Below are 13,591 nucleotides of genomic sequence, written 5' to 3'. Positions count from 1 at the left end.
GCGCCCGGCCGTCCGATGACGCGCGGGGGCCGAGGCTTCGTTCGCGGTGACGTGCCACAGACGTCGCCCGAGGCCTGTCCCGTGTCATCCCTCTCCAGATCCGTCTCCTTGTCCGCATCCCTGCGCGCGCTCGCCTGCGCCGCGCCGATCCTCGCGTCCGCCACCGCCCAGGCGCAGCCAGGCCCATCGGGCAGCGTCGTCCTCGACCAGCTCTCGGTGGAGGGCACCGGCGTCGGCCTGACGCGTGCCGACCCGGTCGGCCTCAACCTGCGCACGCCGGACCGGGGCGCGAGCCGCCTCGGCCTGACGCCCCTGGAGGCGATGGCCAGCGTCGACGTCATCGCCGGCGAGACCGCGCGCCTGCGCGGGCAGGACACCATCGCCGAGGCCGTGACGCAGGATGCCACCGGCATCACCACCATCGCCGAGCCGGGCAACGGCAACGGCGCCTTCACGAGTCGCGGCTTCGCGGGTCCCAACTCGATCCAGCAGCTCTACGACGGGACGCGCTTCTACGTCGGCGCCAACACCGTCACCTTCCCGTTCGACACCTGGAACGTGGAGCGCATCGAGGTGCTGCGCGGACCGGCCTCAGTGCTCTACGGGGACGGCGCCATCGGCGGCGTGATCAACGTGGTGCCCAAGAAGCCGAGCTTCGTGTCGATCAACGCCGCCCGCGCCGTCATCGGCACGGACGCGACCGCGCGCCTCGCCTTCGATTCCGGGGGGGCCATCGCGCAGGAGGCGTTCGGCAACACCTTCGCCTACCGCCTCAACGTCAGTGGAAACCGCTCGGACGGGTGGGTCCGCCCGAACGGGGATTTCCGCAACCTCGCGGTGTCGGCGGCCCTGCTGTTCCAGCCGAGCCCGGACCTCGCCTTCACGCTCACGCACGACCTCGGCTACCAGGAGCCGATGCGCTACTGGGGCACGCCGCTGGTCGAAGGACGCATCCCCGACCTGATCCGGTTCAACAACTACAACGTCCGCGACGCCAAGATCACCTGGGCCGACAACTGGACGCAGTTGAAGACCGAGTGGACGCCGACCGCCGACATCACGGTGCGCAACACCGCCTACCGGCTGACCTCCCGCCGACACTGGCTCGACGTCGAGCAATACGCCGTCAATCGCGGAACGGGCCTGGTCGACCGTTCGGCCTTCACCGAGATCTATCACAGCCAAGAACAGGTCGGGAACCGGCTCGATGCCGCCTTCAAGGGCAACCTGTTCGGCCTGCCGAACCAGTTCCTGGCCGGCTTCGACGTGAACCACATCGGCTTCCGCCACACCAACAACTTCACCTTCGACGAGGAAACCTCCAGCGTGCCGCTCGTGGGCTACGACCCCGGCTTCTTCCCGGCGAACGGGCGGGCGAGCCCGGCCTACCAGACCTCGACCCGGCAGGCCTCCGTCTTCGCCGAGGACCGGCTGGTGCTCACGGACCGCCTGTCCTTCCTCACGGGGGTCCGCTTCGACGTGCCGACGCTCCAGCGCGAGGACCTGCGCTCCGGCACGCAGTTCGAGCGCACCTACCGCTCGCTCGGGTACCGCTTCGGCCTGGTCTACAACCCGACGCCGGACACGGCCCTCTACGCCCAGTACAGCACCGCCACCGATCCGGTGAACAGCCTGATCACCCTCAACCAGTCGCTGGCGGGCTTCACGCTCGCCACCGGGCAGCAGGTGGAGGTCGGGGCCAAGGGACTCGTCTTCGACGGCGGCGTCGAGTGGACGCTGGCCGGATACCGGATCGTCAAGGACAATCTGGTGTCCACGGTGCCCGGCCAGCCCAACGTCGCGACCCAGGTCGGCCAACAATCGTCGCAGGGCGTGGAATTCGCCCTCGGCTGGCGGATCGCACCGGGTTGGCGGGTCGACGGCAACATCGCCCTGCTGCACGCCCAGTACGACCGGTTCGACGAGACCGTGAACGGGGCGACGGTCTCCTACGCGGGCAATCAGCCGATCTACGTGCCCGAACGCGTCGCCAACCTGTGGCTGACCTGGGACGTCTTCCGCGACTGGACCGCGCGGGTCGGCCTGCAGAACGTCGGCACGACCTACAGCGATTTCGGCAACACCGCCCGGCGCCCCGCCTACAATCTCGTCAACCTGGTCCTCGACCATCAGGTCACGGCAAACTCGCGGCTGTCGGTGCGCGTCTACAACCTGTTCGACAAGGTCTACGCCATCAGCGGGGACGCGGTGAACGGGGTCGGCAACAAGTGGCAACTCGGCCGCCCGCAATCCGTCGAGGTCGCCTACAGCGTGGCGTGGTGAGGCGCGCGCTCCTCAAGGCGGGCAAGCGCTGGCTGATCCTCGGCCACCGCTGGCTCGGCATCGCCACGGGGCTGCTCTTCGCCCTGTGGATCGGCTCGGGGCTGGTGATGCTCTCCGTGCCGTTCCCCGCGCTCACGGAGGCCGAGCGCCTCGCCCGCCTGCCGCCGATGGCCTGGGAGCACGTCGCGGTCCCGCCGGACGCGGCGCTCGCGGCGGCGGCTCTGCCTGAGCCGCCCCGCAGCTTCGGCCTGGAGATGCGGGGCGACGAGCCGGTCTACCGGATCGTGGCCGCGGACGGGCGCCGCGTCACCGTCTCGGCCCGCACCGGGGCGCTGCCGGGGCCGGTCGGGCCGGACCTGGCCCTGCGCCTCGCGGGCGGCGTGCCCGGACGCGCCGGCGTGGAGATCGTCGCACGCGACCAGTGGACGGTGACGGCCCGCTACGACCCGCTCCGGCCCTTCCACAAGGTGATGCTCGAAGACCCGGCCGGGACCGAGCTCTACGTCTCGCAGGTCACGGGCGAGACCGCCCTCGACACCACCCGGTTCGAGCGCGGCTGGAACTGGGTGGGCGCCGTGGTGCACTGGGTCTACCTCACGCCGCTGCGCGCCCGCGCCGGGCTGTGGCGCGACGTGGTGCTGTGGCTCTCCGGGATCGCGGCCCTGTCGGCGTTCAGCGGCCTCGTCCTCGGGATCTGGCGCCTGCGCCTGCGCCGCCGCTACCCCCACGGCACCGTGACGCCCTATCGCGGCGTCTCGCGCTGGCACCACCTGTTCGGGCTCGCCGGCGGCCTCGGCCTGACCACCTTCATCGTCAGCGGCTGGCTCTCCATGAACCCGAACCGCTGGTTCGCCTCAGCGAGCCCCCCGGCGGCGCTGCTCGCGGCCCAGGCGGGCCCGGCCGGCCCCGTGGGCCTCGACGCCCTGGCTCTCGCGCGCCTGGCCGGCCCGGATGCGGCCGCCCTGCGCTTCACACGCCTCGGCGGGCGCTGGCTGGTCGTCGCGCTGACGCCGGAGGGCCCGCGCGTGGCCGAGCCTGCCGGCGGGCCGGACGAGGCGGAGATCGTGGCCGCCTCGACGGCGGCGATGCCGGGCGCCCCGCCCCCGCAGGTGGAGCATCTCGGCGCCTACGACCTCTACTGGTATCCCCACGGCGACGCCCCGCCCCTGCCGGTGCTGCGCCTGCGCTTCGCCGACCCGGCCGCGACCTGGCTGCACGTGGACCCGCGCACCGGCGAGATCCTGTCCCGCCTCGACCGCTCGGGCCGGGCCAACCGCTGGCTGTTCTCCGCCCTGCACCGCCTCGACCTGCCGGTCCTGATCCATCACCCGGACGCCCGCGAGGCGGCGCAGTGGCTGCTCAACCTCCTGGCCGGGGTGATCGCGCTGACCGGGATCGTCCTCGGCTGGCGGCGGCTATCGCGACCGAGGGCGGTTCGAGCGGGCGGTTTCCGGGAATCGTGAGGCGCGCTCCGCCGGAATTGCCGATGCCGGCTCCGGCGTCAGCGGAACGGAGGCTCGTCGAAGCTCCGGAGCTTGCGCGAATGCAGGCCGTGGCGGTCGGTGCGCAGGATGTCGAGGGCGGAGAGCCCGATCCTCAGGTGCTCGGAAACGGCCCGCTCGTAGAAGGCGTTGGCGGCGCCGGGCAGCTTGATCTCCCCGTGCAGCGGCTTGTCGGAGACGCAGAGCAGGGTGCCGTAGGGCACCCGCAGGCGATAGCCTTGGGCCGCCACGGTGCCGCTCTCCATGTCCACGCCGATGGCGCGGCTGAGGTTGATCCGGCGCCGCTCCTGCGAGAAGCGCAGCTCCCAGTTGCGGTCGTCGTAGGTGACGACCGTGCCGGTGCGCAGGCGCCGCTTGAGGGCGTCCGCCTGCTCCCCCGTGACGCGGGCCGCGGCCGCCTGGAGGGCGAGCTGCACCTCGGCCAAAGCCGGCACCGGCACGTCCGGCGGCACCAGTTCGTCGAGGATGCGGTCGCGGCGCATGTAGCCGTGGGCCAGCACGTAGTCGCCGATGGTCTGCGACTGGCGCAGGCCCCCGCAATGGCCGACCATCAGCCAGCAATGGGGCCGCAGCACCGCCAAGTGGTCGGTGACGGTCTTGGCGTTCGAGGGGCCGACGCCGATGTTGACGAGGCTCGTGCCCTGCATGGCCCCGTCCGGCCCGCGGCCGACGAGGTGGTAGGCCGGCATCTGGAAGCGGTGCCAGGGCGAGGCGGCGATCACCGCCGCCGGGTCGGCCCCGGCCGCCTCCTCCCGCCGCACCACGATGCCGCCGGGCAGCACCAGCTTCTCGAAACCCTCGGCGCCCTCCGCCAGCCGCTCCAGGCCGTGGCGCACGAACTGGTCGACGTAGCGGTGGTAGTTGGTCAGCAGAATCCAGGGCTGGACCTCGCGCCAGTCGCAGCCGGTGTAGTGCACGAGGCGGCGCAGGGAGTAGTCGACCCGGACCGCGTCGAACAGGGCGAGGGGGCGCGGTTCGTCGGCGGCAAGGTCCCAGAGCCCGTCCGCGACCTCGTCGCCCACCACCGAGAGCAGGGGCACCGGGAACCAGGTCGCCAGATCCGCCCCGTCGACGGAGCGGCGGCTCGGGCCGATCCCCGCCTCCAGGACGTAGGGGTAGGGGATCTCCTGGGCGCTCACGCCCACCTCCAGGCCGACGCCGTAATCGGCCACCAGCGGCTCGAGCTGTGCGATCAGGTAGGCGCGGAAATAGGCGGGCTGGGTCACGGTGGTGGCGTAGACCCCCGCGCTCTGGAGCTTGGCGGTGGCCCGGCTGATGCGCGGCACCGGCCCGTTCGGCCGGTAGGTCACGCGCAGCTCCGGGTAGCGGAAGCGCAGGCGCTCGGCGGCGTCGGGGGGCGGCCCGCCGTCGAGGTAGCGGTCCAGCGCCGCGCGCAGCGCCCGCGTCGCCTCAGCGTGGAGGGCGATCAACCGGTCCACCGCGACCGTCACGTCCGCGACGGCCTCCATCGGCCGCAACTCGTCCTCGGCCATGGTCCAGCGCTCCCCGGTCGGCATCCGTGGCCCTCTACACCCCCTGCGGGAGCCATGCGAGGCGTCCGGGCTTGCGGCAGGCCCCGACTTGCCCGAAACGGGCCGGACAGGGCTCGGGATCGGACCGCGTGGAACCAGCACCCAACGAGGCTTTCGGGCGCAGGCCCGGCGAGGAGGCGGTCGTGCTGCCGGATTCCTACGACGCCGGCCTGCACTTCATCGGGCGCCTGCGCACGCCTTGGAGCGCGCGGGGCCAGTGCCCGAAGAACGGCCTGCAATCCGATGCCGTCTGCACGGTGGAGGTCGATCCCCTCTACGCGCCGGGCCTCCAGAACGTGTCGGGCTGCACCCACCTGATCCTGCTCTACTGGATGGACCGGGCCGAGCGCGGCCTGGTGCGGCAGCGCCCGCGCCACGCAGCCGGCAGCCGGGGCACCTTCTCCCTGCGCTCGCCCGCCCGCCCCAACCCGATCGCCCTCTCGGTGGTGGAACTCGTCGGGCTCACGGGCGCGAGCCTGCAGGTGCGCGGCCTCGACTGCCTCGACGGCACCCCGCTCCTGGACATCAAGCCCTACTACGCCACCACCGATTCCCGCCCCGAGGCCCGGGTCGACCGGGCGGGGACGGGGGAGCGGTGAGGCGCACCCTGCTCCTCGGTCTGGCGGCGCTGGCCCTCCTCGGCCTCGGCGCCGGGCTCGACCGGTGGCTGCACGTGCCGGCCCCCAACGCGCGGGCCTACGCCCAGAACCGGCTGATCGCCGTGCAGGTCCACCTCGACGAGGCGCCGGCGGAGTACGTGTTCCTGGCGGGCGACTCGCAATCGGAGCTGCAGCCGCCGGCCCAGCGCCCCTGCGGGCTGGAACTCGTCAACGGCGGCGTCAGCGGCGCGAGCGCGGCCGTCTACGCCGACCTCGTGGAGACCCTGGCCTTCCGAAGCCGGCCGCTTGCCGCCGTGCTGACGATCGGCACCAACGACATCCTGCTCAAGAACCGGCCCCGCTCGGCCGAGGCCGCGGCCCGGTTCGAGGCCGACGCCGCCCGCATCGTCGGTCGCCTCCGGCGGGAGACGGACCGCCTCGTGGTCACGGCCCTGCCGCCGATCGGGCGCCACCTGGAGGGGCGCCTCGACCCCCTGGCCGTGGGCGACTACTCGCAGCGCCTGCGGGCCCTGTGCGAGCGCCTGGGCTGCCGCTTCGCCGACCCCTTCGCCGCGCTCCGGGACGGAGAGGGGGGCTTCGCCAAGCCCGGCGCCATGCGGGACGGCCTGCACCTGTCCGCCTACCGCCCGGCCCTGCAAGCCCTCGCACCGGCCCTGTGCGGGACCGGATCACCGTGATCGGCCGCCTCTGTTGCAGTGCGGTAACAGGTATGCCGGCGAATTCGACGTAACGGTCGGTCCGGGTGTGCGCCCTGTTCTGGGCCGGCCGGGCGGCCCGCCGCTGCAGCGGGCGCCGGGGAGCCTTCGGAGACCGGCGATGGGGCGGGCGATCGAGGCCGCGCGACAGGGGGAGGACGGCACGCCCAGGATCGATCCGGACGTGTACGTACCGGCCCTGCTGACCGATCTCACCAACAACCTGACGAACAACGCCTCGCTCTTCTACAGGCAGAACTTCGGCGTCGGCCTCACCGACTGGCGGATCATGTACCGGCTGTCGACGGAGCCGTGGGTGACGGCGCATCGGATCAGCACCGCCTCGGCCCTCGACAAGAGCGTCGTCAGCCGCAGCGTCGCCTGGATGGAGAAGCGGGGGCTGGTGAGCGTGCACGGCGACGCGGGCGACGCCCGCCGCCGCCTGATCGCCCTCACCCCGGCCGGTCGCGACCTGCACGACCGCATCACCGTGGTGGCGCTCCAGCGCGAGCGGAACTTCCTATCCGTGCTGAGCGAGGCCGAGACCGAGACCCTGATCGACCTGATCGGCCGCCTGAGGGGCAACCTGCGGGCCTTCTCCAAGCCCGTGGCGATCCCGCCGCCCGGCCCGCAGCACGAGCACCCCGTCCCATAAGCATCCTCGAACCCTATGGTTCGGGATGGGTGATCGATGGTCGAGGCGCAGGTCGCCGAGATCACGCGCAGGCTCGGCATGCGCGACCGGACCCAGGCCGCCCGCCGGGCCTCGGCCCTGGATTTCGACCGCGTCGGGGGCTGACGGGACGGCGCACGGCGTGGTCGCGCCCGACGCCCGCCGGGCGAAGGACGCCTCGGCTTGCCGCGCCGGAGCGATCAACGAGGCCAGGCCCGCATGCGGAGTTCCGGCAACACCCCTCGACATCGGGTTCCGGCCCGATTGACGGTTCCGGTGATCGGCGGCTAGCTTGGACGGGACGGTTCCCTTCGGGGATGAATACGGGAATGCGGTGAGGGGATCGGCCCCGAGTCCGCGGCTGCCCCCGCAACTGTGAGCGGCGAGCCTTCCACCACTGTGTCACTGGGTCCCTCACCCGGGAAGACGGTGCGAAGGCAGCGACCCGCGAGCCAGGAGACCTGCCGTCGGTCGTGGTCACACGCGAAACGCGTCGGGCGGGGTGCTCCGGCGGGTGTCGAAGCACCCCTCTGCCCTCGCGGCAGGCGGGTGAGGCGGCCTCGTTCGCGGTGACGTGCCACAGACGTCGCCCGAGGCCTGTCCCGTGTCCCATCTCTCCCGATCCGCGTCCTTTCGCGCGCTGGCCCTGGCCTGCGTCTCGTTTCCCGGCCCCGTGCTCGCCCAGCAGAGCGCGGCGCCCTTCGATGGTCCGCGCGGTGCCGAGGCGGCGGTGTCGCTCTCCGAACTCTCCGTTTCGGCCACCGGCGTGCCGACGCCGGTCGCGCTGACCGGATCGAGCGTGACCGTGCTCACCGCCGACACCCTGGAGGCCCAGCAGCGCCGCACCGTGCCGGACGCCCTGCAGCAGGTGCCCGGCCTCAACGTGGTGCAGACCGGCGGCCCCGGCGGCCAGACCTCGGTGTTCATCCGCGGCTCGAACTCCAACCACGTGAAGGTGCTCATCGACGGCATCGACGCCACCGATCCCTCGAACGCCAACGGCTCCTTCGATTTCGGCCAGCTCCTGACCGAGGATCTCTCCCGCATCGAGGTGCTGCGCGGCCCCCAGAGCGGCCTCTACGGCAGCGACGCCATCGGCGGCGTGGTCTCGTTCATCACCAAGCGCGGCGAGGGCCCGGCGACGGCGACCGCCCGCGTCGAGGGCGGCTCCTTCGGCACCTTCAACCAGAGCGGCCGGATCAGCGGCTCCGAGAACGGCTTCGACTACTCCGTCTCGATCCAGCATCTCCGGGCCGCCGCCACGCCCGTGACGCCGCCGAACCTCGTGCCGTTCGGGCGGCCGATCCATCCGAACTACTACGACAACGAGACCGTCTCGGCGAAGTTCGGCTACCAGTTCACCGACACGTTCCGCATCAACTCCGTGACGCGCTTCATCAACGCGCGGCTGCTGTCCACCGGCACGGACTTCAGCACCTTCCCGGCCCTCCCGGCGGCGTTCCGCAGCGCGTCGGACGTCCAGCAGGTCTTGACCCGCAACGAGGCCGAGTGGACCCCGTTCGCGGGCTTCCACAACATCTTCGCCATCAACTATTCGAACCTGTTCGACCTCCAGCAGGGCCCCCTCGACCCCCTGGCCACGCCCGACCCGACCACGGGCCTCGGCGAGCGCACGCGCTACGAGTATCGCGGCGACTACCGGCTCTCGCCCGGCAACCTCGTTCTGTTCGGCGCGCAGCGCGACGAGGAGAGCCTGCGCACCACCGACCCGAACCCGTTCGGGGCCGGGACCCTCCGGGCAAGGAACGGCAACACGGCCGGCTACGGCGAGGTGCAACTGACGCCGTTCGAGCGCGCGGCGCTGGTCGCCAACATCCGCCACGACGAGAACGACGCGTTCGGGCCGGCCACGACCTTCCGCGTCGCGCCGAGCTACGTCCTGCCCTTCACCGATACACGGATCAAAGGCAGCGTCGGCTCCGGCTTCAAGGCACCGACGCTCAGCCAACTCTTCCAGAGCTTCCCGGCCTTCAACTTCTTCGCCAACCCCAACCTGAAGCCGGAGGAGAGCCTCGGCTACGACGCCGGCTTCGAGCAGCCGCTCGGCGAGCGCGTCCTCGTCGGCGCGACCTACTACGCCAACGACTTCAGGAACCTGATCAACACCAACGCCAGCTTCACCTCGAACGAAAACGTCGGCCGGGCCGAATCCTACGGGGCGGAGGCCTTCGTCGCGGTCCGGTTCACCGACACGCTCTCGGGCCGGGTCGACTACACCAACACGGTGACGAAGAACGAGATCACCCACCAGGAACTGCTTCGCCGGCCCCGCCACAAGGGCAGCGCCACGGCCCTCTGGAACCCGCTGCCGGGCCTGACCGTCAGCGGCACCGTGATCGTGCTCGGCCACTTCGTCGACGGCAACCGCGACTTCTCGGTGCAGCGGCTGAAGAACCCCGGCTTCACCCTGGTCAACCTCGCGGTGAACTACGACGTCAGCGAGAGGGTCAGCGTGTTCGGGCGGATCGATAACCTGTTCGACCGCCGCTACGAGAACCCCACGGGTTTCCTCGGGCCGGGGCTTGCCGTGTACGGAGGCGTCCGCCTGACGGCCTTCTGAGGATGTCGATGTCCAGACGACCGATCCTCACCGCATGGACCGTCCTGACGGCGATGGTTCCGGCAGCGCTCGGCGCTTCGGCGATTGCGGCCGAACTCCGAGCCCGGCCCGAGCACGTCGTCTCGATGAACCTGTGCGCGGACGAACTGGTCCTGCGGCTCGCCGACAGGAGCCAGGTCGCCGCGGTGACCTATCTCGCCAGCGACAGGCGCGGCTCGACCGTCGCGACGGAGGCCGACGGCATTCCCGTCATGCGCGGCCTCTCGGAGGAGATCGTGGTGCTGAAGCCCGATCTCGTCGTCGCCGGCGCCTTCACCACGCGCGTCACCGTCGGGCTGCTCAAGCGGATCGGCTTCCCGCTGCTCGAACTCGACGTGCCGGCCGACTTCGACGGCGTGCGGCGCCAGATCCGCACCGTCGCCACCGCCCTCGGGCACGCGCCCCGCGGCGAGGCGATGATCGCCGATCTCGACGCGCGACTCGCCCGCGTGGTCCCGGCGGCTCGCCCGCTGCGTGCCCTGGTCATGCGCCCGAACGCCTTCACGGTCGCGCCCGGCAGCCTCGGCGACGCGGTCATCCGCGCCGCCGGCCTCGTCAACGTCGCGGCCGAACTCGGCCACGACCGCTTCGGGCAGGTGCCCCTCGAAGCGGCGGCGTTCGCGAATGCCGACCTCGTGGTCCTCGACGAGAGCGAGCCCGGGGCGCCCTCCCTGGCCGACGCCCTCCTGCGCCATCCGGTTCTCGATGCCCTGCGCCGGCAGGGCCGGACGGTCTCGATCCCGAACCGCCTCTGGACCTGCCCCGGACCCCAGGTCGCGGAGGTCGTCGCGCGCTTGGCCGCGGCGACGCGAGACAGGAACGCGTCGCCGTGAACGCGCCGGCATCACCCATCCGCACGCGGGAGGCGCGCCCGCTCGGCACGGCCGGGGGGCGGTGGCTGGTCGCGACCCTCTCCGGGCTGGTCGCCGCCCTGATCCTCGGCTCGATCGCTGTCGGCTACGCCACCGTCGACCTGCCGGCGGCCTTTGCCGATCTCGTGGCCGGCCGCACCTCGCTGCCGGCCCTGGTGCTCTGGGAGCTTCGCATCCCGCGCGCCTTGCTCGGCGGTCTCGTCGGCTTCAGCCTCGGCCTCACGGGTGCGGTGCTGCAGGGATACCTGCGCAATCCGCTGGCCGATCCGGGCGTCCTCGGCATCTCGTCGGCTGCGGCGCTCGGGGCCGTCGCGACGTTCTACGGGGGCCTGGCCGCCTCGCTCAGCCTCGCGCTGCCGCTGGGCGGCATCGCCGGCGCGGCGGTGGCGGCGTTCGCCCTGAACCTCCTCGCCGCGCGCGGGAGCGGAACCCTCGGCCTGATCCTGGCCGGCGTCGGGCTGTCGAGCCTGGCCGGGGCGCTCACCGCCCTGGCCCTCAACCTTTCGCCCAACCCCTACGCGGCGCTCGAGATCGTGTTCTGGCTGATGGGCTCGCTCGCCGATCGCAGCATGGATCACGTCGTCCTCTGCCTGCCGCTCATGGCCCTCGGCTGGGGTCTGATGCTCTCCACCGGCCGGGCCCTCGATGCCCTGGTGCTCGGCGAGGACACGGCCACGAGCCTCGGGTTCGGCCTGGTCTCGGTACGCTTGCGCATCGTCACGGGCGCGGCGCTCGCCGTCGGCAGCGGTGTCGCCGTCAGCGGCGCGATCGGCTTCGTCGGCCTCGTGGTGCCCCACCTCGTCCGGCCCGTCGTCGGAGGCCGGCCGGGTGCCGGCCTGCTGCCGAGCGGCTTGGCAGGCGCCGCCCTGGTTCTCGGCGCCGACATCCTCGTGCGCCTCCTGCCGACCCGGCCGGAACTGAAGCTCGGCGTCGTGACGGCGCTCGTCGGGGCCCCGTTCCTCGTGGGCCTTCTCTGGCACGACCGGACGCGACGGTGATGCGGATCGTCGGGCAGACCCTCACGGTGCGGTACGGGAGCCGCAAGGTCCTCGACCGCGTCGGCCTCGCGATTGAGCCGGGCGAGCTCCTCGGCCTCGTCGGTCCGAACGGGGCGGGCAAGACGACGTTGCTGCGTGCGCTGGCAGGCCTGACGCCTCCGGACGCGGGTCGCGTCCTGGCCGACGGCCACGATCTCGCTGCGATGCCGGCCGAGACCCGCGCGCGGCGGGTCGCCTGCCTGTTTCAGGCCCCGATGGCCGGCTGGCCCCTCCTGGCGGAGGAGATCGTGGCGCTCGGCCGCCTCCCGCACCGGCACCCCTTCGGCCGCCTCGCCCAGGCGGACCACGCTGCGATCGAGCGGGCCATGGGGGCGACCGATACGCTGCACCTGCGCGGGCGGCGCGACACGGCCCTGTCGGCGGGCGAGCGGATGCGGGTGCTCCTGGCCAGGGCCCTCGCGGTCGAGGCCGAGATCCTGCTCGCCGACGAACCGATCGCCGCCCTCGATCCGGGGCAGGCCCTCGACGCGATGGCCCTGCTCAGACGCTTGGCTCGGGGCGGCACCGGCGTCGTGGTCGTCCTCCACGACCTGACCCTGGCCGCCCGCTTCTGCGATCGGATCGTGGTGCTCGACCGCGGCTGCGTCGCCGCCGAGGGCGCGCCCGCCGTCGCCCTGACGGATGCCGTCCTGCGCGACGTCTTCGACATCGAGGTGGTCCGCGGCCACGCCGATGGCGACGCCTACCTCGTGCCCTGGGTACGATCCCCGCTTCCGCATGCCCCTCCGATGGAGAGACGCCGATGATCAGCACCGTTCCTCGCGAGCAGGCCGCCCGGACGCTGTTGCGCGAGGCCTTGGACGATCCGGGCACCGCCTGGAGCCTCGGCACCTTCGGCGCCATCGCCGAGTTCATGCGGGACCCGGACGAGCCCGTGCACGGACTGGACGACGGCCGCCTCGGCATGGCGACGGCCCGCGGCGCCATCGCGTTGCGCCCGACTTCGGACCTTCTCCCCTTCGCCTACGAGACCGCGGTCGCATCGGGCTGGAACCATGCCATCGCCCTCTGCCTGCCGGAGGACGCGTGCGCCATGAACCGCCGCGCCGTCGTGACGGAGCTCGGTCCCGACCGCGATGCGGCCCGCCCGGACGACCGCGACGGCGTCCTGTTCGACCTCGGCCTCGATCTCCTCGCGGTCGATGCCTGCGTGCGCACGCGCGATCCGGAGGCCATCGCCTGCCTGCGGGCCGGCGTCGGCCTGCCGTTGTTCAATCATGACAACCCGATCGGGAGGCAGCTCGTCGCGATCAGCCCGCATCGGGTCTTCCTGGCACGGATCGGTCGCGTCGAGGTCTATGCCCCGATCCCGGGTCCGGGCGGCACAAGCCCGGAAGGCCCCCACACCCACGTGCTGCCGAAGCTCCTGGGGGCCGGACGCACGCACGCGGCGACGACCCCGATCCCGTCCGGCCATGTGCCGTGCGCCGGCCTCCACCCCGCGCACCCTTACAAGGACATGATGGGGCGACGCATTCCCTTCGACCGCGCCCGCTACGACGCCTTCCAGGCGCTGCTGGACAGCTGGGGCGATCCGGAGCTTCTCGCGATCAAGCGCGGCCTGTCGTCGGACGCCTCGGCCACCGTGGCATCGAGCCGCCATGCGCTGGCCGCCCGGCGCGTGGCCGAGGCCCAGGCACGCTGCCTGCGCGGGGAAACCATCGACGCCGTCGCAGACGACGAGGCGTGATACCGCGTCCGCTCGATCGAAGCGAAGGCGGTATCGCGAAGCCCGC

General features: G+C 72.3%; 11 protein-coding genes and 1 riboswitch. Of the genes, 10 read left to right on the top strand and 1 reads right to left on the bottom strand.

Annotated features, from left to right (window positions below):
* The first annotated feature begins 15 nt into the window (after positions 1–15).
* Together COGEMETH_RS06985 and COGEMETH_RS06980 are read left to right on the top strand one after the other, a co-directional pair.
* Complete coding sequence (locus tag COGEMETH_RS06985) at positions 16–2,283, top strand: TonB-dependent receptor (RefSeq protein ID WP_373875323.1); 2,268 nt, start codon at positions 16–18, stop codon at positions 2,281–2,283.
* A complete protein-coding gene (locus tag COGEMETH_RS06980) occupies positions 2,280–3,746 on the top strand; it encodes a PepSY domain-containing protein (protein ID WP_238181884.1) in 1,467 nt (488 codons plus the stop codon). Before COGEMETH_RS06985 ends, COGEMETH_RS06980 begins: the two co-directional genes overlap by 4 nt.
* Positions 3,747–3,784: 38 nt before the next feature.
* On the opposite strand, the gene COGEMETH_RS06975 is transcribed toward COGEMETH_RS06980, so the two are convergent.
* Entirely contained in the window at positions 3,785–5,278 is a 1,494-nt protein-coding gene (locus tag COGEMETH_RS06975; RefSeq protein WP_238181926.1) for an AMP nucleosidase, read from the bottom strand.
* A gap of 128 nt (positions 5,279–5,406) precedes the next feature.
* On the opposite strand from COGEMETH_RS06975, the gene tsaA reads away from it, so the two are divergent.
* From tsaA to COGEMETH_RS06935, 8 genes are all read left to right on the top strand, one after another.
* Positions 5,407–5,916, top strand: a complete 510-nt coding sequence (gene tsaA, locus COGEMETH_RS06970) for a tRNA (N6-threonylcarbamoyladenosine(37)-N6)-methyltransferase TrmO (protein ID WP_238181883.1) — start codon at positions 5,407–5,409, stop codon at positions 5,914–5,916.
* Positions 5,913–6,614 carry an SGNH/GDSL hydrolase family protein gene (locus COGEMETH_RS06965; RefSeq protein WP_238181882.1) on the top strand — a complete coding sequence of 234 codons (702 nt, stop codon included), beginning with the start codon at positions 5,913–5,915 and terminating at the stop codon, positions 6,612–6,614. The genes tsaA and COGEMETH_RS06965 overlap by 4 nt, the downstream gene beginning before the upstream one ends.
* A gap of 139 nt (positions 6,615–6,753) precedes the next feature.
* Positions 6,754–7,287 carry a MarR family winged helix-turn-helix transcriptional regulator gene (locus COGEMETH_RS06960; protein ID WP_238181881.1) on the top strand — a complete coding sequence of 178 codons (534 nt, stop codon included), beginning with the start codon at positions 6,754–6,756 and terminating at the stop codon, positions 7,285–7,287.
* A gap of 305 nt (positions 7,288–7,592) precedes the next feature.
* Positions 7,593–7,788: riboswitch (cobalamin riboswitch) on the top strand.
* A gap of 121 nt (positions 7,789–7,909) precedes the next feature.
* Positions 7,910–9,886, top strand: coding sequence for a TonB-dependent receptor plug domain-containing protein (locus COGEMETH_RS06955; protein ID WP_238181880.1), 1,977 nt, complete (start codon positions 7,910–7,912; stop codon positions 9,884–9,886).
* 53 nt (positions 9,887–9,939) lie between these two features.
* The gene (locus COGEMETH_RS06950; RefSeq protein WP_373875325.1) at positions 9,940–10,758 is read left to right on the top strand and encodes an ABC transporter substrate-binding protein; all 819 of its coding nucleotides are present in this window, start codon (positions 9,940–9,942) and stop codon (positions 10,756–10,758) included.
* On the top strand, positions 10,755–11,795 hold the full coding sequence (locus COGEMETH_RS06945; RefSeq protein WP_238181878.1) for a FecCD family ABC transporter permease: 1,041 nt from the start codon (positions 10,755–10,757) through the stop codon (positions 11,793–11,795). Before COGEMETH_RS06950 ends, COGEMETH_RS06945 begins: the two co-directional genes overlap by 4 nt.
* A complete protein-coding gene (locus tag COGEMETH_RS06940) occupies positions 11,795–12,601 on the top strand; it encodes an ABC transporter ATP-binding protein (protein ID WP_238181925.1) in 807 nt (268 codons plus the stop codon). Before COGEMETH_RS06945 ends, COGEMETH_RS06940 begins: the two co-directional genes overlap by 1 nt.
* Complete coding sequence (locus tag COGEMETH_RS06935) at positions 12,598–13,545, top strand: DUF6925 family protein (protein ID WP_238181877.1); 948 nt, start codon at positions 12,598–12,600, stop codon at positions 13,543–13,545. Before COGEMETH_RS06940 ends, COGEMETH_RS06935 begins: the two co-directional genes overlap by 4 nt.
* Positions 13,546–13,591 lie beyond the last annotated feature (46 nt).

It is taken from the genome of Methylobacterium trifolii (genome assembly GCF_022179685.1).
GTDB classification, from domain to species: Bacteria; Pseudomonadota; Alphaproteobacteria; order Rhizobiales; family Beijerinckiaceae; genus Methylobacterium; species Methylobacterium trifolii.
This window is presented reverse-complemented; position numbering and strand designations above follow the sequence as displayed.